Source organism: Collinsella aerofaciens, assembly GCF_039062315.1.
Taxonomy (GTDB): domain Bacteria; phylum Actinomycetota; class Coriobacteriia; order Coriobacteriales; family Coriobacteriaceae; genus Collinsella; species Collinsella aerofaciens_BG.
On sequence record NZ_JBCJBG010000014.1, the window covers coordinates 16,855 to 38,585 of the forward strand.

Sequence of the window (21,731 nt, forward strand, 5' to 3'; positions counted from 1 at the left end):
CCTTCGGAAGGGAAATTTGAATGGTTGGCTTTATTCTTACCGGTCATGGACAGTTCGCACCCGGTCTTGCAAGCGCTATCGCTATGGTTGCCGGCGACCAGCCTGCTTTTACCGTCGTTCCTTTTGAGGGCGACCAGGCCGCATCCTACGGTGAGGATCTCCGCGCCGCTATTACCGCCATGCGCGAGGAGTGCGATGGCGTGCTTGTCTTTACCGACCTGCTTGGCGGCACCCCGTTCAACCAGTCGATGATGATTGCCCAGGATGTCGACAACGTCGAGGTTCTGACTGGCACCAACCTTCCCATGGTTATTGAGCTTCTGTTCCTCCGCGGCAATGCCACGCTCGCCGAGCTTGGCGAGCAGGCCGTGACCGTTGGCCAGACGGGCGTCACCGCCCAGACGGTCGCATCCGTTGCCGGCTCCGAGGAAGAGGATATCTTCGGCGACGAGGACGGCATTTAATGGCCGATTTCGGAGCCAACGTCCTGAGCTCCTCGGTCGCCCTTTTAGGCCTGCTTGTCATCATGGGCTTGATTTACACCATCTGGTCGCAAATCAACATGAAGAAGAAGCAGAAGTACTTCAAGGAGCTGCACACCGAGCTCAAGCCGGGTCAGGAGGTTCTTTTCGCCGGCGGTATCTACGGAACCGTCAAAGGCTTCGAAGGCGAGAAGGTCCAGATCAAAGTCCGATCCGGAGCCGTCGTAGATGTTTCGCGTTACGCGATTCAGGAGATCAAGTAACTGTCGTCAGCAAATATCGAAAGGAAGCTGATCAACATGGCAGAACCCAACATTCTTCTTACCCGCATCGATAACCGACTGGTTCATGGTCAGGTTGCCACCCAGTGGAACTCCACTCTGGGCTCCAACCTCATCCTCGTCGCCAACGACGACGTGGCGTCCAACACCATGCGCCAGAACCTCATGAAGATGGCCGCTCCCGCCGGCGTCGCTACGCGTTTCTTCTCTCTGCAGAAGACCATCGACGTCATTGGCAAGGCGAGCCCGCGCCAGAAGATCTTCATCGTGGCCGAAACACCGGAAGACGTGCTTACGCTCGTCAAGGGCGGTGTGCCTATAAAGAAGGTAAACATCGGCAACATGCACATGTCGGAAGGAAAGCGCCAAGTCGCCACCTCCGTCGCAGTTAACGACGAGGATGTCGCTGCGTTTAAAGAGCTGCAGGAATTGGGGGTGGAGTTGGAGATCAGGCGCGTTCCGAGCACGCCTGTTGAGGACACGAGCAAGCTCTTCTCGTAATCCTCGTGATCCACGTTGTCAGGAGTGAAACCCTGACGTTCTGTACGTGATATCCAAAGTGCGTACATTCATTTTGAAAGGAGGAGCAAGATGGAATACTCGATCATCCAGATCGCTCTGGTCTTCGTCGTCACGTTCATCGCGGCAATCGACCAGTTTGACTTCCTCGAGTCTCTCTATCAGCCCATCGTCACCGGCGCCGTCATCGGTCTTATCCTTGGCGACCTCAACACCGGTCTTCTCGTGGGTGGTACTTATCAGCTCATGACGATCGGCAACATGCCGATCGGAGGCGCTCAGCCGCCTAACGCCGTCATTGGCGGCATCATGGCAGCCATTCTCGCTATCGCTACGGGTCTCGAGCCCAACGCGGCAGTCGGCCTTGCCATTCCGTTCGCTCTGCTTGGTCAGCTCGGCGTTACCCTGGTCTTCACGCTTATGTCCCCGCTTATGTCCACGGCCGATAACATGGCTCATAACGCGGACACCAAGGGCATCGAGCGCCTGAACTACTTCGCCATGGCTCTGCTCGGCCTGATCTTCGCTGTCGTCGTCACCCTGTTCTTCATCGCTGGCGCTACCATCGGTCAGACCATCGCTTCCGCCATCCCGACTTGGCTGCAGACCGGTCTGTCCGCTGCAGGCGGCATGATGCGCTTCGTCGGCTTCGCCGTCCTGCTCAAGGTTATGATGAACCGCGATATGTGGGGCTTCTTCCTCATGGGCTTTGGCCTCGCGCTCATCACCGTTGCCAACGATTCTCTGGCAACCCCTGCTCTGCTCATCCTCGCTCTCATCGGCTTCGGCATCGCTTTCTGGGACTTCCAGCAGCAGACCGAGCTGAAGGGTGCAGCTGTTTCTGACGGAGGTGACTTCGAAGATGGCATCTAATGAGTATGTGATCCCGGAGCACTACGAGGATCTCACTCCTGCTCCGCAGCTCGACCAGAAGACCCTCAACAAGATGGCTTGGCGCTCCTGCTTCCTGCAGGCCTCGTTCAACTACGAGCGTATGCAGGCCGCCGGTTGGCTCTACTCCATCATCCCCGGTCTGGAGAAGATCCACACCAACAAGAACGACCTCGCGGCTTCCATGAGCCACAACCTGGAGTTTTTCAACACCCACCCGTTCCTCGTCACCTTTGTTATGGGCATCGTGCTTTCGCTCGAGCAGAACAAGGTTGACATCCCCACGATCCGCGCCGTCCGCGTCGCCGCAATGGGCCCGCTCGGTGGTATCGGTGACGCTCTGTTCTGGCTGACGCTCGTGCCTATCACGGCCGGCATCACCTCCAACATGGCCATCAACGGCAACGCCGCTGCGCCGATCATCTTCCTGGTGATCTTCAACGTCGTCCAGTTCGCTCTGCGTTTCTGGCTCATGAACTGGTCCTACAAGCTTGGCACCAGCGCTATTGACGCTCTGACCGCCAACATGCAGGCCTTCACGCGTGCCGCTTCCATCATGGGCGTCTTCGTCGTCGGTTGCCTGGTCGTCACCATGGGTGGCACCCAGATCAACCTCCAGATCCCCAACGGCACCACCCGTGGTCTCTCCGCTACTACCGTGATCGTCTCCGAGAAGGAGGCCGAGAACTTCACCGGTATGGAGGGCATCGATACCGAGACCGCTGAGGCCGGTACCATCGCCATGACCGATAAGGACGGCAACGCCCTTACCGCTTCCGATGCCGACGGCAACGCTGTCGAGTGCGGCGTCACCGATCTGGGCAACGGCATGGAGTCCGTTACCTACGGCACCGTTACCGAGGATCCGGTCAACTTCTCTGTTGCCGACACCCTCAACACCATCGTCCCGAAGCTCGTCCCGCTTATGCTTACGCTGCTGCTTTACTACATGTTCGCTAAGCACAGCTGGACCCCGACCAAGGGCATTCTCCTGCTCTTCGTCCTTGGCATCCTGGGCGCTGGCCCGCTTGGTCTCTGGCCGAGCATCTGGTAAGGCTCTAGCTTGAGGGGTGTGTCCCTACGCGGCTCACACCCCGACCCCTTAAGCCATGTGTATGTTAAAAGCCGCGTGCTCGAAAGAGCGCGCGGCTTTTGTTTTCTTGTTGATTCGGGTGTGGCAGACAGATAATGCATAACACCCTAGGTAGTTAGCCGAATTCGAGCAAAAGGGAGGATAGGATGGCGATCGGAGCGCGTAAGCAACCGCTGTACGATCAGCTGGTCGATATTCTGACCGAAAAGATTGACCATGAATATCGCGCCGGTGACATGATTCCTTCCGAGCGCGAACTTTCGGAGCGCTATGGTCTCTCGCGCACTACGGTACGCCTGGCTCTGCAGGAACTGGAGCGTTTAGGACTGGTGGTTCGGCAGCACGGTCGCGGTACCTTTGTGACCGACCGTTCGGCAAAAGCAACCAATCTTATGCAGTCCTACAGCTTTACCGAGCAGATGCGCGCGATGGGTCGAGAACCCGAGACCACGATTCTCGAGTTTTGCGAGATGGAGGCCGATAAGAATCTGGCCGAGCATATGGGATTGCGCATCGGTGATCGCATTTTTAAGCTCAAGCGCCTTCGTTCTGCCGACAACATGCCCATGATGGTCGAACGCAGCTATCTACCGGTTCGTCAATTTCTGTCCCTAAAGCGACCGCTGCTGGAGCGTAAGCCGCTTTACGATGTGATTGAGCAGGACTTTCAGCAAAAGATTCGCGTGGCCGAAGAGGAGTTCTATGCGAGCATAGCCCGTCCCACCGATGCCCACCTTTTGGGAATTGTCGAGGGCTCGCCTGTGCTCGATTTGGTCAGGACTACGTATAACGAGTCAAACGAGGTAGTGGAGTACACACTCTCGGTTGCTCGTGCCGATCAGTTTAAATACAAGGTTTACCACCAGCGCAGTAACTAGTGCTCGCATCGTTTCCATATGGTGATTCTTTGCATTTAACTGGTTACTACCAGATAACCAACCGAAGTGTATAATTGCACGTCAGAGGATTACTTCTAGAGAGAGGTATTAGAAATGTTCGAGAAGAGTGTCGAGGAGCTCACCGAGCTCGGCGCCCAGATCACCACGGCCGAGATTGCTCAGCAGCCCGAGCTTTGGCGTGATACGCTCAACATCTATCGCGAGAATAAGGAGGCCATCGAGGCCTTCCTGGCCGAGGCTCGCGCTATGGGCGAGGGTCGTCTGTCCGTTGTCTTCACCGGTGCCGGTACGTCCGACTACGTTGGCGATACCTGCGCCCCGTACCTGCGTCACGCTGGCAACACTGATCTCTACGACTTTAAGCCCATCGCCACGACCGACATCGTGAGCGCCCCGCGCGACTTCCTGCGCGCCGAGGATCCCACGCTCGTGGTTTCCTTTGCCCGCTCTGGCAACAGCCCCGAGAGCCTTGCCGCCGTTGCCGTTGCCAAGGAGCTCGTCCACAACGTCAAGTTCCTCAACATCACCTGCGCTCCCGAGGGCAAGCTTGCCGTCGAGTCTGCCGATGATCCCAATGCGCTGACGCTGCTCATTCCGCGCGCCAACGACAAGGGCTTCGCCATGACCGGTTCTTATTCCTGCATGACCCTGCTCTCCACCCTTATTTTCGACACTGCCTCTGACGAGCAGAAGGCCGAGTGGGTCGAGACCATCGCCAAGATGGGCGAGGAGGTCATCTCCCGTGAGCCTGAGATCGCCGATTACCTGGCTGGCGATTTCAACCGCGTGACCTACTTGGGTTCTGGCTCCTTCGGTGGCCTTGCTCAGGAGAGCCAGCTCAAGATCCTCGAGCTCGCTCACGGTCTGGTCGCTACTTCCTACGACACCTCCATGGGCTATCGTCACGGACCTAAGTCCTTCGTCGACGATAAGACGCTCGTCTTCGTGTTCGTCAACAACGACGCCTACACCCGTCAGTACGACATCGACATCCTCAACGAGATCGGTGGCGACGAGATCGCTCAGCACACCATCGCCGTTCAGCAGGAAGGTGCCACCGTCTATGAGGGTGAGTCCTTCACCTTTAAGGGCTACGAGGCACTTCCCGAGGGTTACCTTGCTCTGCCGTTCGTGATGTTTGCCCAGGCTATCAGCCTGCTCAACTCCGTCCGCGTGGGCAACACGCCCGATACGCCGAGCCCCACCGGCACGGTCAACCGCGTGGTTAAGGGCGTGACGATTCACCCCTTCACCGCTTAATCGCGTCCCCCTGTAAGGGCGCCCGTCCGCTCATAACGGCGGGCGGGCGCTTTTTGTTTTACGTGAGCTGGGTATAAGCATTACCACAGTCAACTGCTTTAGAAGCGAGGAGTGCATATGAGCACGTACGCAATTAAGGCTGACAAGTTCTTCTTGCCGGCAGGCCCGCAACTGGGCGGCTATCTTATGGTCGAGGATGGCGTTTTTGGCGCCTGGCAGGCCGACGAGCCCTCTTGCGAGATTAAGGACTACACGGGATCGTGGATCGCACCGGGTATGGTCGATACTCACATCCATGGCTTCTACAACCACTCAACTACCGATAACGATCCCGAGGGCATCGATATCAGCTCAACCGAGCTCGCCCGTCGCGGTACCACCAGCTGGCTGCCCACGACGTTCACCGATGGCGTCGAACAGATCAAGGACGCCTGCGCTGCTATCGCCAAGGCGGACGAGGGCCGCGGCCCCGACTTCTGCGGTGCCCGCATTCAGGGCATCTACCTGGAGGGCCCCTTCTTTACCATGAAGCACGTGGGCGCGCAGAACCCCGCTTACCTGATTGACCCCTCCGAGGAGGTTTTCGACCAGTGGCAGGAGGCTGCGGGCGGTCGCATCGTTAAGAGCGCCATGGCCGCCGAGCGCGACGGTGCCGCTGCTTATGCGGCTGCTCTGAACGCCAAGGGCGTGGTGACCAGCATCGGTCACTCCGACGCCACCTACGATGAGTGCATCGCCGCTATCAATGCCGGTGCCAGCTGCTTTACGCATACCTATAACGGCCAGCGCGGTCTGCATCACCGTGAGCCCGGTGTCGTGGGTGCTGCCATGTCTACGCCCGAGACCTACGCCGAGATCATCTGTGACGGCAAGCACGTAAACCCTGCCGCCATCAAGGCGCTGCTGCAGGCAAAGGGCTGGCAGCACACGGTACTCATCACCGACTGCCTGGGTTGCGGCGGCATGCCCGAGGGCAGCTACACCAGTGGCGGCATGGACGTCATCATGAAGGACAACCTGTGCTGGCTCGCCGACGGCAAGAGCATTGCCGGCTCGGTGCTCACGCTTGCCCAGGGCGTCAAGAACATCGTCGACTGGGGCATCGCCAGCGCCGATATCGCCATTCGCATGGCAACCGAGGTGCCGGCACGCTCCGCGCACATCGAGGATAAGTGCGGCAGCATCATGCCGGGTCGCGACGCCGACTTTGTCGTGTTCGACCATGAGCTCACCCTCGTCGAGACGTATGTTGGCGGCCAGAGCGTCGGCAACGCCTTTACCGAGTAACGATAGAAAAAGACGGCGGGCCCGAATCTGCTCGGACCCGCCGTATGAGTTAAACGCTCAAAAGCACCTTCACAGTTACAGCTTGTTAGCGATCTTCTTTGCCGTGCGCTTGACGCCGGCCACAAGACCTCCCGCAGGATGCTCCTTTTCGTATGCTAGACGCTTCTCGCGCTTGGCGTACTCTTCGACGATGATATCGCCATACTCGTCTTCGATCTTGTCGAAGAAGTCGACGGCGCCCTTAATTTCCTCAGCGGTCGGGTGTCCCTTTTGGACACCGCCGGTGAGCTTGAACGGCCCCCACGTATCAAAGCCGGGGCAGCCGTAGACACCCATAAAGATGGCCTGCCTCATGCGGCAGATGCCATCGATATCCTTGCCGTACCACTTGTTTTTGCCACCGTAGGTCATAAGGCCAAACACCTTGTCCTGCGGCTGCAGCACGTTAGTGAGCACGCGTGCCATGTCCTTGTCGATCTCGGAGTAATAGATGCCCGTGGCGACACCGATCAGATGATATTCGTGCAGGTTGGGATACTCGTTTTTACCGAGTGACTTCACGTCGAGGGTATCGATCTCGGGGTGTGCCTCGACGATGGCGTCCACGAGCTTTTTCGTATTGCCGTGATGGCGCGAGGCGTAGAGGATGATGGTTCGCATAAGAAGGCCTTTCAGCTGTAATTGCATCAATGTCTGTATGGTACCCCGTTGTATGGCTGGGATATCGGACGCATCGATGAACGTGCGGGTTTGTCCTTTGGTCAGGGCCGAGACGGGTTCTTGCGAGCAAAAAAAGCAGTTGTTCGAAAGGATGGGCAATGGAATACGCTCTCTCCAACGATTCGATTTCTATTAAGGTGTCCACGGCTGGTGGTTCGTTTACCTCGATTGAGGCCGGAGGCCGTGAGTATCTGTGGCAGGGCGATCCCGCCGTGTGGTCCGGCCAGGCACCGATTTGCTTCCCAATTTGCGGAGGCTTGCGCGATAACAGCGCCATGACGTTTGCCGGGCATCATGTAAAGCTCGCTCGCCACGGCTTTGCGCGCAAGCAGGAATGGAAGCTGTTGAGCCAAAGCGCGAACGAGCTGGCGATGTGCCTGGCTTCGGAGGATAACGCTGCATTGCTGAGCGATTACCCATATCCGTTTAAGCTTGTCGCTCGTTATGCGCTCGAGGACGCTGCCGTGCGCGTTTCCTATGAGGTGACCAACGAGGGTACCGAGGACATGCCTTTCTTTATCGGTGGGCACCCCGGCTTTAGGTGCCCGCTCGACGAGGGCGAGGCCTATACGGACTACGAGTTGCGCTTTGAGAAAGACGAGGCTGCGGAGCTTTGCACCGCTGTCCCTTCGACTGGCTTGATTGACGTGGCAAACCGCTCCAAGAACCCCATGGCGGGAAAGACGCTGCCCCTGTCGCACGAGCTCTTCGATTTTGCGGAGACCATCTTTGACGTGCTCGAGAGCCGTCAGGTCACGCTTTCCAAAAAGGGCGAGGACAAGGGCGTCCGCCTGAGCTTTGAGGGCTTCCCATATCTCATTGTGTGGAGCAAGCCCGAGGGCGATTTTGTGGCGGTTGAGCCTTGGGGCGGCCTCTCGACCTGCTCCGATGAGGACGACGTGCTTGAGCATAAGCGCGGCTGCCTTGTCGCCAAGCCCAAGGAGACCGTCGTTCGCTCGTTCACGATTGAGATTCTGTAATTCCGTTTTGTCGACTCGTATCGCGAGGCATAAGGAGCCTGCGAGATAAGGAGCTAAAAATGATCCTCACCGTTACGATGAACCCGTCTGTCGATACGCGCTATCAGCTCGATGAGCTCATTATCGACGACGTCAACCGCGTGACGCCCGAAAAGACCGCCGGCGGCAAGGGCCTTAACGTGGCCCGTGTGCTGGGTCAGCTGGGCGACGACGTTGTGGCAACCGGTCTGCTCGGCGGCCACATGGGCGCTTACATGGCTGAGCTCATGGACGCCAACGGTATTAACAACGACTTTGTGCCCATCAAGGGAGAGACTCGCATTTGCCTCAACATCCTCCACGCCGGCAACCAGACCGAGCTGCTCGAGAGCGGCCCGACGATTGCTCCTGAGGAACTCGATGCCTTTACCGCCAAGTTTACCGAGCTTGCGGGAAAGGCCGACGTCGTCACCATCTCGGGTTCGCTGCCTCGCGGTGTCGAGGCAGACTACTATGCCAAGATCACGGGCATTGCCGAGAACGCCGGCGCCAAGGTGTTGCTCGATACCTCGGGTGCTTCGCTCGAGGCTGCGCTCAAGTCCGATATTAAGCCCGAACTGGTCAAGCCGAATCTGACCGAGATCAACGGCCTTCTGGGCACGAGCTTTACCACCGATGATGTGGACGAGCTCCGCGCCGCGCTTGCCTCTGATGCCCGCTTCTCCGATATCCCCTGGGTCGTCGTATCCATGGGCGCTGCCGGCTCCGTTGGCTTCCACAATGGCCGTGCGTTCCGCGCAAAGACGCCCGATATCCCTGCCGTTAACGCTACGGGCTCTGGTGACTCCACTATCGCAGGCTTCGCACATGCTATCGCTGCTGGCGCGGATGACGAGACGGTGCTGCGTACCGCCAACACCTGCGGCAAGCTCAATGCCATGGATCCCATGACCGGCCATCTGGTCATGGACCGTTGGGACGAGGTCTACAACGGCGTTGTCGTGACCGAGCTGTAAGAGCTTGGGCGTCGGCCCCGGCATTGCTTGCTAGCTCATGTCGACGACAAGTGCAGTAGCATTATGCCGGGGCGCGACGCCGGCTTTGTCGTGTTCAGTCCCGACCTTACCCTGGTCGAGACGTAGACGTATGTGGGCGGCAACAGCTTTGGTAATGCGTTTGCCGAGTAGCCGCCACGGAAACGATCCGAGAGGGGATTTAGATGATTTACGGTGCACTGGGCGATATCGAGGAGTATCGCGGAATGCTCAAGGGCCTCGATGTACTGATCGACTGGCTCGAGGAGAACGACCCGGCGGAGCTCGAGGTCGGCAGCCATCCGATTCTGGGCGACAAGGTCTATGCGAACGTCATGGCTCCCACAACGCGTCCCGAGGCTCACTATGAGACGCATCAGCGCTATCACGACTTGCAGATCGACGTCGAGGGTCGCGAGGCCTTTAAGGTTGCCACGGGCAGCCTGACGCTGGTTCAGGAGTTTGACGAGAAGGATGACTACGATCTGGTCGATTCCGACGCCTCGATCGCCGGCGACCTTGCTGACGACAAGTTTGCACTGTTCGTTGCCGGTGAGCCTCACATGCCCACGCTCGAGTTCCCGGGCGATGGCGCACAGCCGGTCAAGAAGATCTGCTTTAAGCTGCTTGCAGATGCTTACTGGGAAGAGTAGCGCGCTGCTCGGTTGAGCTGTTCGTATGTTGGCGTGATTCCCCTAGGGGAATCACGCTAGGACCCCGCCAAGCGTGTTTCCCTAGGGGAATCACGTTTGGCGGGGTTTTCTGTTTTTGAATAGGGAAGCTGTTTATTTGCGAAGAACATCGGCTAGCCGCAGGATTGAAATCATTGACCGATAAGTGAGTTCCACTTTTTCGCCCGCAAGCAGTCGTTTCGAGCCAATCTCATCTAGCCCCACAAGCCGAGAAAACAGTGGGCCGCTCATCGTGCCCTCGTCAATTGACTCCCTTATGGTTTTCAAAACGTCCGTATCATGAAACGATGCCGAGCTGTAGGGGACAACACGAGCGGAACTCTCAATTAACGACGAGACAAAAGGATGGAGATGCTTTGGACATAATCCATCAAACACCACATCCCCATTGTCGTTCGAGCCGACCAGGCGCCAAGTATAATGATCGACCCAGTCATCTCCGTCATATATGGCGTCCATGAGCAACTTCCCGCCTAGAGAGAGAAACCTATTTGGACATCGGGGCGCAAGACCGCAATCCATATCGGGCCTGCAGCAGCTCCAACCCAACGCACCACATAGGTTCCCTTTCGTACATGTGTATCAATCTGCCCCGAAATGCCGGTGAATGCAATTCCAGACCCGTTTGTCGGATAGCAATCGACGTATTTTTGTATTCCGCTCACAACCTTGTATAGATATATCGTTCCAGCAAAAGAGAAGGGATCGTGACTATTTTAGATCTATATGGCCAATTCGAGCCCTCACCATGGCAATTGTTGCAGCTGGGTTTCTATTCATTAATATTTCACTTCGGTAAATCCCCGCCCCTAAGCATTAAACCCGAAGTCCACCGAGTGGGCGAATTGGCAACAAAAAAGCCGCCCGAAGGCGGCTATCTTGTGCAATGGAGCCAGCGACCGGGCTCGAACCGGTGACCCCCGCTTTACGAGAGCGGTGCTCTACCAACTGAGCTACGCTGGCGACCATGTGGTGACGCAACTGAGGCGTCAACGGCTGTCTATGATACGGGACATTGCACATCCGCGCAAGTGTTCTGACGGCTTTTCTCACTTTAAATGCACTAATATTGGAGACGCGATGTCTTGCTCTTACGGGTCTCAAGCAGAATGGGGCAGCGATGGCTCAACCCAAGATTCTTCTCACACGCATTGATGACCGTTTCATTTACGGGCAAGACGTTGAGCTGTGGAACGAGGCTGTGGGTTCCAACCTCGTCATAATCGTCAACGATGAGATCGCGGCGGATTCGCGCCAATGGGCACCCATGAGGGTGGCGGCGCCAGAAGGCGTTTGGACGCGGTTTTTCTCGGTGCAAAGGACCATCGACATCATTCATACCGCAACGCCGCGTCAATGGATTCTGATTATGGTGGCCTCACCCGCCGATGCGCTCGCGCTGGTTAAGGGTGGTGTGCCAATAACCAAGATCAGCATTGGCCATATGCGGGCAGGGGAGGGCAAGCGTCCCGCAACGCCCGCAGTCGCCATAGACGATGCGGACGTCGCTGCTCTGAGAGAGCTGCAAAAGCTCGGAATAGAACTAGAAATCCGCTACCTCCCCAACTCCAATCCCGACCCCATTCAACTAGTCATTTAAGAACGTCCCCAATGACTAGGCAGCAAAGCGCCCGTCGGCGGTGGTGCCGGCGGGCGTTGCTGTGCGATATGTCGCGTTGTGGGCCTAGTGCCTCATAAAGTGGTATTCAATCACATTGCTGTAGGGATGACCGGGGCCCACGATGCCCTGGGGGAACAGCGCATGGTGCGGCGTGTCAGGATACATTTCGGCCTCGAGGGCAAAGCCGGCGCCCCAACCATAGTTGGCATCGTCTTTGGCGTGTTCGTCGCCCAGCCAGTTGCCGGTGTAGAGCTGCACGCCCGGGGCAGTGGTGTAATAGTCCAGCTCACGGCCGGTCCACATCTCCTCGACGTGCATCGCGCGGCGCAGATTACGGCCGTACTGATAGCCATCGATGCACAGGCAGTGGTCGTAGCCACGGGCCTGCTTAATCTGCGGGTCGTCGGCTTCCATGCCGGGCGCGACGGGGCGCAGCTCACGGAAGTCAAACGGCGTGCCCTCGACCGGAGCGATCTCTCCGGTGGGGATATTCTGCTCGTTGATGGGCAGGTAGTGGGCAGCGTTAGCAACAAAGAAGTGCTCACAGTCCATGCCGGCGTTGTGACCGGCAAGGTTAAAGTACGTGTGGTTGGTCATGGACACGTACGTGGCGCGGTCGCTCTCACAGCCATATTCGATACGGAAGCAGCCGGTGCGCGTCACGGTAAACACGGCCGTAAAGGTGCGGTTGCCGGGAAGGCCCAGCTCACCGTCCTCAAGCGAGGTGGTCATGCGCACGGCATTGTGGACCTCGTCGAGCTCAACGTCCCATACGCGCTTGTGCAGACCATGCTCAAGATCGCTGTGCAGGTTGTTGGTGCCCTCGTTGGCGGGCATATGCCAGTCCGTGCCGGCGATGGTGATCGTGGCACCTGCAGTGCGGTTGGCCACAGGTCCGATGGTCGCGCCAAAGCAGGCGGGGTTGTCAAAGTAATCCTCGAGCTTATCGAAGCCTAGCACCACATCACGCGCGTTGCCGGGGATGTCGGGCACGTCGATGCCCAACACGGTGGCGCCATAGTCCATAATGCGAACGCAGATCTCGGGCCCGTTGAGGGTGTAACGATGAACGGGGGTACCGCACGGCGCGGTGCCGAAAAGCTCGGAAGTGATCATTTGGTTCCTAACATCGAGGTATTTCGGACAAACTGTAGCGCGAACAGGCGAGATTATCACTACACCCCACTAAAGCAGGGGGTATTTTTCTCAAAAAAGTGATGATTGGAGCTGTGCGGGCGTTCATTTTTGACGCGCGCGAGTCTGATACAATTTGTTCGTTACTGTTTGAATGATATGCGCGCAAAGAACGGCGAGGATTCATCGTGATTAAGGCAGAGCGACAGGATAAGGTTCGTCAGCTGCTCGAAGAGCAGGGCACGGTCTCGGTCAAGGAGATTTCGGATGCGTTAGGTGTCTCGGATATGACGATCCGCCGCGACCTCGAAGAACTTGCGAGCCTGGGCGAGATTGAACGCGTGCACGGAGGAGCCCGTAGTGCACAGGGCCGTCCCCACGCTATGTTGCGCCACGAGTATTCGCACAGCGAAAAGCGCACCAAGCATGCCGAGGAAAAGCTGCAGATCGCGCGCCGCGCTGTGGAGCTCATCGAGGAAGGCTCGACCATCTTTTTGGGCACGGGCACTACGGTGGAGCAGATGGCCTCGATGCTGCCGGCGTTTCGCCTGCGCATCGTGACTAATTCGCTTTCGGTGTTTAACCTGCTCGAGGCGCGCGAAGACTGCGACCTGTGCCTCGTGGGCGGTATGTACCGTCGCCGCACCGCCGCTTTTGTGGGGCCAACGGCCGAGGATACTCTGCGTGCGCTGGGTATCGATGCGGCGTTTATCGGCGCCAACGGCATTCTGGATGGCGACGTGTCTACGTCTAATATGGATGAGGGTCGTATCCAGCAGCTCGCCTTTAGCAAGGCCGACTCGCGCTATCTGATCGCCGACTCCAGCAAGATCGGCAAGCGCGACTTCTACACCTTCTGCCGTCTGGACAGCCTGGACGCCGTGGTGTGCGAGCCGGGCATCGCCGCCGAGGATCGCGCCGCCATCGAGGAACTCACGCAGGTCATTTGCTAGCTAGCGCTGCAAGCGATACATCTGCCCCCTGCCGGCGCGGGGGTACCGCTTTACAATGACGCGTAAATAACTTTGGGCAACAAGGATGAGGCTATTCTGGGATATGACTAGACTCCGTATTTCGTCTTTATGTCCCTTGAGAATGAATCGTAGTCTGCATAGAGCCCCTCTCTGCTTTCATCCTCGGCGTGGTTTACACGTTCAAGGAGCTTATCCTTTGGAGCCTCTTTTGTTATTGCGGCCTCGCTATCGGGTAATGTGGATTGCAAGAATAGTTCTAGAGCATGGACGTCTTTGAGTATGTAGCCCGTCGAACGACCCGCTCCTGTTTTTTCGATTGCGCTGCAACTAACAAGCTGACCGAGGGTTCGTTTAACGGTAACCTCGCTGATATCGGGGCAGTTGGATCGGATGTCGGATTTCTTAATGACACCGGGTCTCTGTTGAAATAGAACGGCGATGCGCGCTTGCTTCGACATGGGACGAGTGCTTGATTCAATTAAGGTACGCTGCTCGAGCTGTCGGTAGGCGGCCAGGGTTGTTCCGAGCATGAAACGGATAAAGGGTGCTTCGGTGTTTTGATTTTCATTCCATCCAGCGGAGCTTGCAGCGAGGGCGTTGTAGTAGAGCGCCTTGTTGTCTTCAATAAGTCGTTCGATGCTGATGTAACGCGCAACGTCGTATCCAGTCTTTTCGAGTAGCAGCGTTGTAAGGAGCCGGCTCATCCTGCCATTGCCATCGTTGAAGGGATGAATGCTGACAAAATCGAAGATGAAGCGGAATGATATAAGGAGGGGGTCGCAAACTTGACGAGATAAGGCGTCGTTGAGGGACCGACAGGCTTCTTCGATAAGTCCGGGGGTTGCTAGGGCCGAAGGCGGCCTAAAGCGCACAAATCGATTGCCTTGATCGTCGATGGAGATGATTTCGTTATCGCTATCTTTCCAATGGCCCCCATACGAGATTGCTGTGTGTACCATGAGGTCACGATGCAACTGCAGAATGACCGATGGCGTTACGGGAATGGAATCGTGTTGCTCGTGAATAAGCGACAGCACATCTCGGTATCCAGCGATTTCTTCCTCTGCGCGGGAGCTTGGCTTGGCGGAATACGCCATGATCGCTTTGAGTCTTTTTTGGGTGGTAACAATTCCTTCAAGTCCGTTGGAGGATTGGGTGCTTTGGATCTTAGCTTCCTCCATAAGGGACGATAGAAGTTCGGGTTTGACTTGACTCAGAGCAAGCTGTCGGCCTTTATGCTCGCGTATCGAGAGGAGGAGGTTGGTGATTGGAGTTGCTTCGAGTTCCGCTGGGACTGTGGTGTAATCGAACTGGTGCATGCGGCTCCTTTCGGTATCACGAACACACTTTCGATATCATAATACCATTAAATGATACCGAAAGTATGTTCGTGATACCGAAAACTAGAAACCATGCTTCATAACTGCTTGGAAAGTTTGGATTTGACTATCTTATTGTCTTGATCTGTAACATCTAGACGGTCAAAAGTGGTCTACATGTTACAGATCGAGATTGTTCGGCCCGGGCCACCCGTTCGTCTAAATCTGTAACAGCTAGGGCCGAAATACTCGACTAGATGTTACAGATCGAGACGAATGATCCGCTCGGGCCCACCAAAACAAAAAAGCCGCATGCGAACCCATGGAGGGATTCGTATGCGGCCGACAGGGGGTATGCGGCAAAAGTTAGGCCATAAGCAGGCCGGTCTCCGAGACGTTCTTGTACCAGTACGCGCTCGCCTTGGGATAGCGCTTCTGAGTCTCAAAGTCGATGTAGAACAGGCCATAGCGCTTGTTATAGCCGTTGGTCCAGGAGAACTGGTCCTGCAGCGACCACACAAAGTAACCGTCGACGTTCACGCCGCCGTCGATTGCCTTGAGGATCCATGCGAGATGCTGGCGCATATAGTCGATGCGAGGGGCGTCGTCGATAAAGCCATCCTCGAAGTCGTCCTTATAGCCCATGCCGTTCTCGGTGATGTAGATCTTCTTGTAGTTGGGGTAATCGTTCTTAATACGCAGCAGCAGGTCGTAGAGGCCCTCGGGATAGATGATCCAGTCCCAATCGGTGGTGGGTACGCCTTCGCGCACGCATGACTCGCCCACGCCCTTGAGGAACCAGCGCGAGGAGCCCTTGTCACCGGTGCCATTGTGGTTGATGTCATTTTCGCCCTCGGCGGCACGCAGGAACTGGCACTTGTAGGTGTTGACGCCCAGGCAATCGTTGTAGGGGAGCGCGGCGGTCAGCGCGGCGATGTCCTCGTCGCGGACGTCGAGCTCGCCGCCGGCGATATGGGACAGCTTGGTCGCAGCCTCCATCGTGTCGGCGGCATAGTGGCCGCGGAAGGTGGCGTCGAGTACCCAGCGGTTGTTGATGACGTCGGCCATGCGAGCTGCCTCGCAGTCGGCGGCGTTGTTGGGGTCGAGGGGATACTTGGGCTCCAGGTTCTGGACAATGCCGATCTCGCCCTCAAAGCCACCCTCATGGAAGGCGACGACGGCCTTGGCGTGGGCCACCATCATGTTGTGCATGAGCTGGAAGGCCTTGTCCAGGCGATACTTCTCGCCGTGCGGCCAGTTGCCGACGATAAAGCTGCCCTCGGCGGTCGCGGGAATCTCGTTAAAGGTAAACCAGTGCTTGACCTCGGTGAACTCGGCAAAGCAGAACTTGGCGTACTCGACAAAGGCATCGATGGTCGTACGCGTCAGGAAGCCCTCGCCGCCGTCCTGGTAGAAGGCCTCGGGCGTGTCAAAGTGATCGAGCGTGACATAGGGGATAACGCCAGCTTTGTTGCAGGTGGCGAAAAGCTCGTGATAGAAAGCGACGCCCTCGGGGTTAATCTCGCCGGTGCCACTGGGGAAGATACGGCTCCAAGCGATGGAGACGCGAATACCGTTGATGCCAAAGCGCTGGCACAAGTCGATATCGACCGGATACTTGTTGTAGAAATCGCTTGCGGGGTCGGGGGAGAAGCGACCCTGAGCAGCCAGGAAATCGTCCCAGGGCACTTTGCCCTTGCCGTGCGTGCGGGTCTCGCCCTCAACCTGGTAAGCGGCGGTGGCGCCGCCAAACACAAAGCCGTCGGGGAACTGCATGGGGTTGGTCATGAGTCATCCTTTCTGTGGGATACGAATAGGGAGAGGTGCCCGAACTGGGGATCCGGGCACCAACAGAGGGAGGAACTAGTCGAGGTTCTCGCGGAGCCACTTGATGGCGCCAGCGGGGTCGCGAGTAAGGTCGATATATTCCTTGCCGCGGGGAGCGAGCAGCTTAATGCCCAGACGATCGGTGTCGGCCTTCATGTCGTTGTAGTAGCTACGAACCTGCGGGGCGAGCACGATGACATCGTACTGATCCATGATGGCAGTGTGCTGGCCATAGGCGCCTGCGGAGGAAGCGATGTTCTCTCCGGTCTGCGCGGCACCTTCCTTGATGGCATTGGCAAGCATGGCAGAGGTGCCGGCGCCGGCGCACAGGACGAGGACCTTCAGGCCGTCGACATCCTTCTTGGCGGATGCATCGGCAGCGGGCTCGGGCTGATCGGCGACAGGCTCGCTGCCGGCGGCGGCAGCGGTCGTCTCGACGGAAGCGGTGGTCTGCTCGACAGCGGGCGCAGGGGCGTTGGCGGCGATGGCAGCGGCACCATCGGACTCGAGACCCAGCTCGGCGGCGCGCTCGGCCTCCTGGTCGCAGAGCAGCTTATCGTATGCCTTCAAGAACGGCAGGTAGATGATGGCGTCCAGCAAGATGATGATTGCAACAAATACCAGGGCGATAAGCTGGAAGTTCGTGGTGATGAAGATGCCGATGGGGGCAGGGGTGGCCCAAGGCACCACGAAGGAGAAGCCGTTCATGCCCACATTGTCGATAAAGAACTTGGCAACGCTTACGTTGACGCAGCCGGCGGCAACAAAGGGGATGAGCATGTAAGGGTTAAGGATCATCGGCGCGCCAAAGAGCAGCGGTTCGTTGACGGCGAAGGCAACAGGAACAATCGAGGCCTTACCGACGGCTTTGAGCTGCTTGGACTTCATAAAGAGAATCAGCAGAAGCGGCACGATGAACGTGGCGCCGGTGCCGCCGAACTCACCCACGAGCGACATGTTAAAGGTGAGGGAGTGTGCGGGGTGGCCGCCTGCCAGCAGAACCTGCAGGTTCTCGGCCTGGTTGGCAAGACGGATGGGGTCGATGCCCGGCTGGACAATCGAGGGGCCGTGGACGCCGATGAACCAGAAGAACGCGGTGGCCGCCTGGATGAGGATGAGGCCAGGATAGGTTTCTGCAGCGGTAAAGAGCGGGGAAAGCAGTTTAATAAGCAGCTCAGAGAACGGAACGCCCATGAGGTTACGCACGACGACATCGATGATGCCGCAGATGATGACGGCGCCGCCAAAGGGGATGATGTCGCGGAAGTTCTGAGCGATGGCGCCCGGGACCTCCTTGGGCAGCTTAATGGTCAGATCGCGCGAGACGCAGAATTTGTAGACCCACACGGTGATGAACGCGGCGATATAGGCCGAGAACAGACCGCGCGTGCCCATGCTGGTGCAGTCGAAGACCGAAAGCTCGGAGCCGTTGAACTTGGTGGTGAACTGCGTAACGGCGAGCAAAAGCATACTGCACTGGGCGGCCACCATGGTGGAGCCGTCGTTGAGCACCTTGCCGGCGGGCATGCGACGGTTCATGGAAGCCGTAAAGTTCTTGGCAGTGGTGCCGGCAACCATGATGCCCATGACGCCCATGGTGAAGTTGTACAGCTTGTTGCACCAGTCGATGAGCGGCTGGGGCAGCGTGATGCCAACGACGCCGGGAAGGGTGGCGATCAACAGGAAGATCGAAGAGGTGAGGACAATGGGCATGCACCCAAGGAATCCGTCTTTGATGGCCTGGAGGTAAATGTTCCTCGAGATCTTCTCAAAGAACGGCTGATGCTTTTCGAGCATCTTTACGATGGCGTCCATAGAGCTCCTTTGCTACTTGATGCGCGATGCATGTGGATGGAACTGGTCGTCGATGGATGGTCAGGACTGCCCGGAAACCTTCCGCTTAAGGAAGGCATTGCGAAATGACAACGTTGTCATTTCGTTAATGATAACGTAAGACATTTTTGGAAGAGCAACAAGGATATACGGGTGAGCGGTCGATATTGTCCGGTAAACGGTTGATTTGTCAGTCGGGCAGGTAGTGTATGCTAGAACGCAAAAAGCAAGCGATGCAAAACCGACTGGAGAAGTAGTGGCAACGATGGACAAGAAAAATGTCTCAATGAACGATGTGGCGATTGCTGCGGGTGTTTCTCTCAAGACGGTTTCGCGTGTGATCAACGAGCCCGATAGCGTGCGAGAGTCGACACGCGATAAGGTTCATTCCGCAATGGAGGCGCTCGGGTTTCGAGCCAACTTTGCCGCGCGTTCACTCAAGTTGGGCCGTTACGGGTGCATCGGCGTGGTGCTGTTCCACTTGTCAGGCGGTGCCGTGGACATGATTGACGGTATCGCCGATGCCGCCGAAGAACGCGGCTTTGCGCTCACGATGATCAAAAAGCGGGCGGGGGAGAAGATGACCCTTGCCGAAGCGGCGCGTAGGATGTCGCAGCTTCCCGTCGACGGCATGATCTTCAATCTGCGCCAGATGGTCGATGACTTTGATACCTTTGAGGCGCCGAAAGACCTCAAGACGGTGATTATCACGCCGATGGAGCATCCTGCCTGCTCTACCGTTAGTGACGATCAAGAGGGTGGTGCGCGCATGGCGTGCGAGTACTTCTTAAATCGCGGGCACAAGAACGTGTACTTCGTCTCTGGTAAGAAAGAAGCGCTGTCGAGCCAGTGCCGTATGAAAGGTTGGCGAGCGGCGCTCGAGGCGCGTGGCATTGAGCCGCCCGAGCCTCTGCAAGGCGATTGGAATGCGGATAGTGGCTATGCCGCGGGCCTTGTGCTTGCCGATAAACCCGATTGCACGGCGGTCCTCGCTGCTAACGACTGCATGGCAAACGGCGTGATGATGGCTCTACGTGACAAGGGTCTGAGTGTGCCCGACGACGTGTCCGTGATCGGCTTCGACGATGAGCTCTACAAGACGATTCCCAACTCGATTCTGACGTCGATGAAGTTCCGTCACCGCGAACTGGGCATCCGTGCGCTTAATGAGGTCGTCGCAGGTCTGGAAGCCCCGAGCTCCAGAAGCCGTACGCTCGTCTCGGGCGTGTTGGTCGAGCGCTCCAGCGTAAAGGACCTGCGGTCGTAGACGTGCTCAGCCTGTTCGTCTAAATCTGTAACAGGTAGGGCCGAAAAACTCGGCTAGATGTTACAGATCGAGACAAACGTGCGATACGGTCCGCCCAAAAAAGGCCGGGGGCGGCGCGCCGTGTGACGTGCCGCCCCCGGCTGAGAAATGGGGACAGGTTATGTGGGCGGGCAACCCCGCCAGTCACTAGTCCAGACGACGGGTCTGCGCCACGTGCTTATACCAGTATGCGCTTGCCTTGGGCGTGCGCTTCTGGGTTTCAAAGTCAACGTAGAAGAAGCCGTAACGCTTGTTGTAGCCATTAGTCCAGGAGAACTGATCCTGCAGGCTCCACAGGAAGTAGCCGCCCACGTTGACGCCCACCTCCATGGCCTTGAGCAACCAGCGCAGGTGCTGCTCGATGTAGTCGATGCGCGGCTGGTCGTCCACAAAACCGTCCTTGTAGGGGTCCTTGTAGCCCATGCCGTTCTCGGTGATGAAGATCTGCTTGTAGTTGGGGTAGCGCTGCTTAATGTAGACGAGCAGATCGAACAGACCCTCGGGATAGATAATCCAGTCCCAGTCGGTGGTGGGGATGCCAGGCTTGTTCACATGCTCGCCAATACCCTTGACGCGCCAGCGGCCGGTGCCCTTCTCGCCCGTACCGTTGTGGTGCAGGTCGTTCTCGCCGTCGTAAGCCTTGAGGAAGCGGCACTGGTAGTTGTTGACGCCCAGGTAGTCGTTGTAGAGCGCGGCCTCGCGCATAATCTCGAGGTCTTCGTCCGGGATCTCGATGGTGCCGCCCGAGATGGCCGCCAGGCGGTTAGCGCACTCGAGCGTATCGGGCGCATAGTCGCCGCGGAAGGTGGCGTCGAGCAAAAACTGGTTCTGCAGCACGTGCTCGTTGTTGGCGGCTTTGATGTCGGCGGGGTCGTTCTCGTTGAGCGGATACTTAAATTCCAGCGACTGAATGACGCCGATCTTGCCCTTAAAACCGCCGTTGTGGAAGGCCAGTACTGCCTTGGCGTGGGCGAGCATCATGTTGTGCTCGCACTGGAAGGCCTCGGCCAGATGTGCCTTAACGCCACCGGGGAAGGTGCCCTCGATGTAGGTGTTGGAGGCGTCGGCCCAGATCTCGTTAAAGGTGAACCAGTAGGTCACCTGGTCGGCGTACTCCTTAAAGCAGAAGGTGGCAAAGTCCACAAAGGCGTCGATGGTCTCGCGGTTGAGGAAGTCGCCCTTCTCAAAGAGGGGCAGCGGCGTATCGAAGTGATGCAGCGTGACAAACGGCTCAACGTGGTGCTTGTGGCACTCGGCGAAGAGGTCGTGGTAGAACTGGACACCCTCGGGGTTGATTTCGCCGGTGCCGTTGGGGAAGATGCGGCTCCAGGCGATGGAGAGGCGGATGCCGTTGATACCGAACTCCTCGCACAGCTCCAAGTCGACGGGGTACTGGTTGTAGAAGTCCGAAGCGGGATCGGGGGAGAAGCGCCCCTGGGCCTCCAGGAAGTCGTCCCAGGCAACCTTGCCCTTACCGTGGGTGCGGGTCTCGCCCTCTACCTGGTAGGCAGCGGTGGCGCCGCCAAAGACAAAGTCCTCGGGAAACTGCGCAGGCGGGTTGGTGACGCTAGCGGGGTTAACGGACATGATGATCCAATCG

General features: G+C 57.6%; 21 protein-coding genes and 1 tRNA gene. 14 read left to right on the top strand and 8 right to left on the bottom strand.

Features of this window, described 5'->3' with window-relative positions:
* Window positions 1–20: 20 nt before the first annotated feature.
* The 8 genes from ABCP74_RS07440 (at window position 21) to nagA (ending at window position 6,712) form a co-directional block, all read left to right on the top strand.
* Complete coding sequence (locus ABCP74_RS07440; RefSeq protein WP_035137680.1) at window positions 21–464, top strand: PTS sugar transporter subunit IIA; 444 nt, start codon at window positions 21–23, stop codon at window positions 462–464.
* Window positions 464–745, top strand: a complete 282-nt coding sequence (yajC, locus tag ABCP74_RS07445) for a preprotein translocase subunit YajC (protein ID WP_250787259.1) — start codon at window positions 464–466, stop codon at window positions 743–745. Before ABCP74_RS07440 ends, yajC begins: the two co-directional genes overlap by 1 nt.
* 36 nt (window positions 746–781) lie before the next feature.
* Entirely contained in the window at window positions 782–1,264 is a 483-nt protein-coding gene (agaV, locus tag ABCP74_RS07450; RefSeq protein ID WP_022094611.1) for a PTS N-acetylgalactosamine transporter subunit IIB, read from the top strand.
* A 90-nt stretch (window positions 1,265–1,354) separates the two neighbouring features.
* On the top strand, window positions 1,355–2,155 hold the full coding sequence (locus tag ABCP74_RS07455) for a PTS mannose/fructose/sorbose/N-acetylgalactosamine transporter subunit IIC (protein WP_022094610.1): 801 nt from the start codon (window positions 1,355–1,357) through the stop codon (window positions 2,153–2,155).
* Window positions 2,145–3,227 (top strand): PTS system mannose/fructose/sorbose family transporter subunit IID, encoded by a 1,083-nt coding sequence (locus ABCP74_RS07460; RefSeq protein ID WP_055251210.1) that lies wholly within the window; start codon window positions 2,145–2,147, stop codon window positions 3,225–3,227. The genes ABCP74_RS07455 and ABCP74_RS07460 overlap by 11 nt, the downstream gene beginning before the upstream one ends.
* Window positions 3,228–3,412: 185 nt before the next feature.
* Window positions 3,413–4,144: a GntR family transcriptional regulator gene (locus tag ABCP74_RS07465; protein WP_022094608.1), complete on the top strand. Its 732-nt coding sequence runs from the start codon at window positions 3,413–3,415 to the stop codon at window positions 4,142–4,144.
* A 114-nt stretch (window positions 4,145–4,258) separates the two neighbouring features.
* Window positions 4,259–5,425 carry an AgaS family sugar isomerase gene (locus ABCP74_RS07470; protein WP_035137674.1) on the top strand — a complete coding sequence of 389 codons (1,167 nt, stop codon included), beginning with the start codon at window positions 4,259–4,261 and terminating at the stop codon, window positions 5,423–5,425.
* A gap of 117 nt (window positions 5,426–5,542) precedes the next feature.
* Window positions 5,543–6,712: an N-acetylglucosamine-6-phosphate deacetylase gene (gene nagA, locus ABCP74_RS07475; RefSeq protein ID WP_117769904.1), complete on the top strand. Its 1,170-nt coding sequence runs from the start codon at window positions 5,543–5,545 to the stop codon at window positions 6,710–6,712.
* Between the two features lie 75 nt (window positions 6,713–6,787).
* Here the strand turns inward: nagA and ABCP74_RS07480 are convergent, their stop codons facing one another.
* Window positions 6,788–7,372, bottom strand: a complete 585-nt coding sequence (locus ABCP74_RS07480; protein ID WP_229089801.1) for a flavodoxin domain-containing protein — start codon at window positions 7,370–7,372, stop codon at window positions 6,788–6,790.
* Window positions 7,373–7,530: 158 nt separating this feature from the next.
* Between ABCP74_RS07480 and ABCP74_RS07485 the strand changes: the two genes are divergently transcribed.
* From ABCP74_RS07485 to ABCP74_RS07495, 3 genes are all read left to right on the top strand, one after another.
* Window positions 7,531–8,412 (top strand): aldose 1-epimerase family protein, encoded by an 882-nt coding sequence (locus ABCP74_RS07485; protein ID WP_343001413.1) that lies wholly within the window; start codon window positions 7,531–7,533, stop codon window positions 8,410–8,412.
* Window positions 8,413–8,471: 59 nt separating this feature from the next.
* Window positions 8,472–9,407, top strand: a complete 936-nt coding sequence (locus ABCP74_RS07490) for a hexose kinase (protein WP_343001412.1) — start codon at window positions 8,472–8,474, stop codon at window positions 9,405–9,407.
* Between the two features lie 203 nt (window positions 9,408–9,610).
* The gene (locus ABCP74_RS07495) at window positions 9,611–10,078 is read left to right on the top strand and encodes a NanQ anomerase/TabA/YiaL family protein (protein WP_343001411.1); all 468 of its coding nucleotides are present in this window, start codon (window positions 9,611–9,613) and stop codon (window positions 10,076–10,078) included.
* Between the two features lie 132 nt (window positions 10,079–10,210).
* Here ABCP74_RS07495 and ABCP74_RS07500 read toward each other — a convergent pair whose 3' ends face one another.
* Window positions 10,211–10,576: a hypothetical protein gene (locus tag ABCP74_RS07500; RefSeq protein ID WP_343001410.1), complete on the bottom strand. Its 366-nt coding sequence runs from the start codon at window positions 10,574–10,576 to the stop codon at window positions 10,211–10,213.
* A 428-nt stretch (window positions 10,577–11,004) separates the two neighbouring features.
* A tRNA-Thr gene (locus tag ABCP74_RS07505) sits at window positions 11,005–11,080 on the bottom strand.
* A 157-nt stretch (window positions 11,081–11,237) separates the two neighbouring features.
* Between ABCP74_RS07505 and ABCP74_RS07510 the strand changes: the two genes are divergently transcribed.
* A complete protein-coding gene (locus ABCP74_RS07510; protein ID WP_343001409.1) occupies window positions 11,238–11,717 on the top strand; it encodes a PTS sugar transporter subunit IIB in 480 nt (159 codons plus the stop codon).
* A gap of 84 nt (window positions 11,718–11,801) precedes the next feature.
* On the opposite strand, the gene ABCP74_RS07515 is transcribed toward ABCP74_RS07510, so the two are convergent.
* Complete coding sequence (locus ABCP74_RS07515; protein ID WP_343001408.1) at window positions 11,802–12,854, bottom strand: aldose epimerase family protein; 1,053 nt, start codon at window positions 12,852–12,854, stop codon at window positions 11,802–11,804.
* Between the two features lie 206 nt (window positions 12,855–13,060).
* On the opposite strand from ABCP74_RS07515, the gene ABCP74_RS07520 reads away from it, so the two are divergent.
* Window positions 13,061–13,825 carry a DeoR/GlpR family DNA-binding transcription regulator gene (locus ABCP74_RS07520; protein ID WP_343001407.1) on the top strand — a complete coding sequence of 255 codons (765 nt, stop codon included), beginning with the start codon at window positions 13,061–13,063 and terminating at the stop codon, window positions 13,823–13,825.
* 107 nt (window positions 13,826–13,932) lie between these two features.
* On the opposite strand, the gene ABCP74_RS07525 is transcribed toward ABCP74_RS07520, so the two are convergent.
* The 3 genes from ABCP74_RS07525 to ABCP74_RS07535 form a co-directional block, all read right to left on the bottom strand.
* Window positions 13,933–15,165: a Fic family protein gene (locus ABCP74_RS07525; RefSeq protein ID WP_343001406.1), complete on the bottom strand. Its 1,233-nt coding sequence runs from the start codon at window positions 15,163–15,165 to the stop codon at window positions 13,933–13,935.
* Window positions 15,166–15,531: 366 nt separating this feature from the next.
* Entirely contained in the window at window positions 15,532–16,953 is a 1,422-nt protein-coding gene (gene lacG / locus ABCP74_RS07530) for a 6-phospho-beta-galactosidase (protein WP_343001405.1), read from the bottom strand.
* Between the two features lie 75 nt (window positions 16,954–17,028).
* Window positions 17,029–18,807, bottom strand: coding sequence for a PTS lactose transporter subunit IIBC (locus ABCP74_RS07535; RefSeq protein ID WP_055310564.1), 1,779 nt, complete (start codon window positions 18,805–18,807; stop codon window positions 17,029–17,031).
* 283 nt (window positions 18,808–19,090) lie between these two features.
* Between ABCP74_RS07535 and ABCP74_RS07540 the strand changes: the two genes are divergently transcribed.
* Entirely contained in the window at window positions 19,091–20,092 is a 1,002-nt protein-coding gene (locus tag ABCP74_RS07540) for a LacI family DNA-binding transcriptional regulator (protein WP_343001404.1), read from the top strand.
* A 186-nt stretch (window positions 20,093–20,278) separates the two neighbouring features.
* Here ABCP74_RS07540 and lacG (ABCP74_RS07545) read toward each other — a convergent pair whose 3' ends face one another.
* Window positions 20,279–21,718 carry a 6-phospho-beta-galactosidase gene (gene lacG / locus ABCP74_RS07545; RefSeq protein ID WP_343001403.1) on the bottom strand — a complete coding sequence of 480 codons (1,440 nt, stop codon included), beginning with the start codon at window positions 21,716–21,718 and terminating at the stop codon, window positions 20,279–20,281.
* Window positions 21,719–21,731 lie beyond the last annotated feature (13 nt).

What these genes read in the sequence shown, in the direction of transcription:
- agaV (WP_022094611.1), top strand. Translation starts at nt 782, where the DNA reads ATGGCAGAACCCAACATTCTTCTTACCCGCATCGATAACCGACTGGTT.
- ABCP74_RS07510 (WP_343001409.1), top strand. Translation starts at nt 11,238, where the DNA reads ATGGCTCAACCCAAGATTCTTCTCACACGCATTGATGACCGTTTCATT.
- ABCP74_RS07455 (WP_022094610.1), top strand. Translation starts at nt 1,355, where the DNA reads ATGGAATACTCGATCATCCAGATCGCTCTGGTCTTCGTCGTCACGTTC.
- ABCP74_RS07540 (WP_343001404.1), top strand. Translation starts at nt 19,091, where the DNA reads ATGGACAAGAAAAATGTCTCAATGAACGATGTGGCGATTGCTGCGGGT.
- ABCP74_RS07515 (WP_343001408.1), bottom strand. Translation starts at nt 12,854, where the DNA reads ATGATCACTTCCGAGCTTTTCGGCACCGCGCCGTGCGGTACCCCCGTT.
- yajC (WP_250787259.1), top strand. Translation starts at nt 464, where the DNA reads ATGGCCGATTTCGGAGCCAACGTCCTGAGCTCCTCGGTCGCCCTTTTA.
- nagA (WP_117769904.1), top strand. Translation starts at nt 5,543, where the DNA reads ATGAGCACGTACGCAATTAAGGCTGACAAGTTCTTCTTGCCGGCAGGC.
- ABCP74_RS07460 (WP_055251210.1), top strand. Translation starts at nt 2,145, where the DNA reads ATGGCATCTAATGAGTATGTGATCCCGGAGCACTACGAGGATCTCACT.
- ABCP74_RS07490 (WP_343001412.1), top strand. Translation starts at nt 8,472, where the DNA reads ATGATCCTCACCGTTACGATGAACCCGTCTGTCGATACGCGCTATCAG.
- ABCP74_RS07480 (WP_229089801.1), bottom strand. Translation starts at nt 7,372, where the DNA reads ATGCGAACCATCATCCTCTACGCCTCGCGCCATCACGGCAATACGAAA.
- ABCP74_RS07535 (WP_055310564.1), bottom strand. Translation starts at nt 18,807, where the DNA reads ATGGACGCCATCGTAAAGATGCTCGAAAAGCATCAGCCGTTCTTTGAG.
- lacG (WP_343001403.1), bottom strand. Translation starts at nt 21,718, where the DNA reads ATGTCCGTTAACCCCGCTAGCGTCACCAACCCGCCTGCGCAGTTTCCC.
- ABCP74_RS07500 (WP_343001410.1), bottom strand. Translation starts at nt 10,576, where the DNA reads ATGGACGCCATATATGACGGAGATGACTGGGTCGATCATTATACTTGG.
- ABCP74_RS07440 (WP_035137680.1), top strand. Translation starts at nt 21, where the DNA reads ATGGTTGGCTTTATTCTTACCGGTCATGGACAGTTCGCACCCGGTCTT.
- ABCP74_RS07495 (WP_343001411.1), top strand. Translation starts at nt 9,611, where the DNA reads ATGATTTACGGTGCACTGGGCGATATCGAGGAGTATCGCGGAATGCTC.
- lacG (WP_343001405.1), bottom strand. Translation starts at nt 16,953, where the DNA reads ATGACCAACCCCATGCAGTTCCCCGACGGCTTTGTGTTTGGCGGCGCC.
- ABCP74_RS07465 (WP_022094608.1), top strand. Translation starts at nt 3,413, where the DNA reads ATGGCGATCGGAGCGCGTAAGCAACCGCTGTACGATCAGCTGGTCGAT.
- ABCP74_RS07485 (WP_343001413.1), top strand. Translation starts at nt 7,531, where the DNA reads ATGGAATACGCTCTCTCCAACGATTCGATTTCTATTAAGGTGTCCACG.
- ABCP74_RS07470 (WP_035137674.1), top strand. Translation starts at nt 4,259, where the DNA reads ATGTTCGAGAAGAGTGTCGAGGAGCTCACCGAGCTCGGCGCCCAGATC.
- ABCP74_RS07525 (WP_343001406.1), bottom strand. Translation starts at nt 15,165, where the DNA reads ATGCACCAGTTCGATTACACCACAGTCCCAGCGGAACTCGAAGCAACT.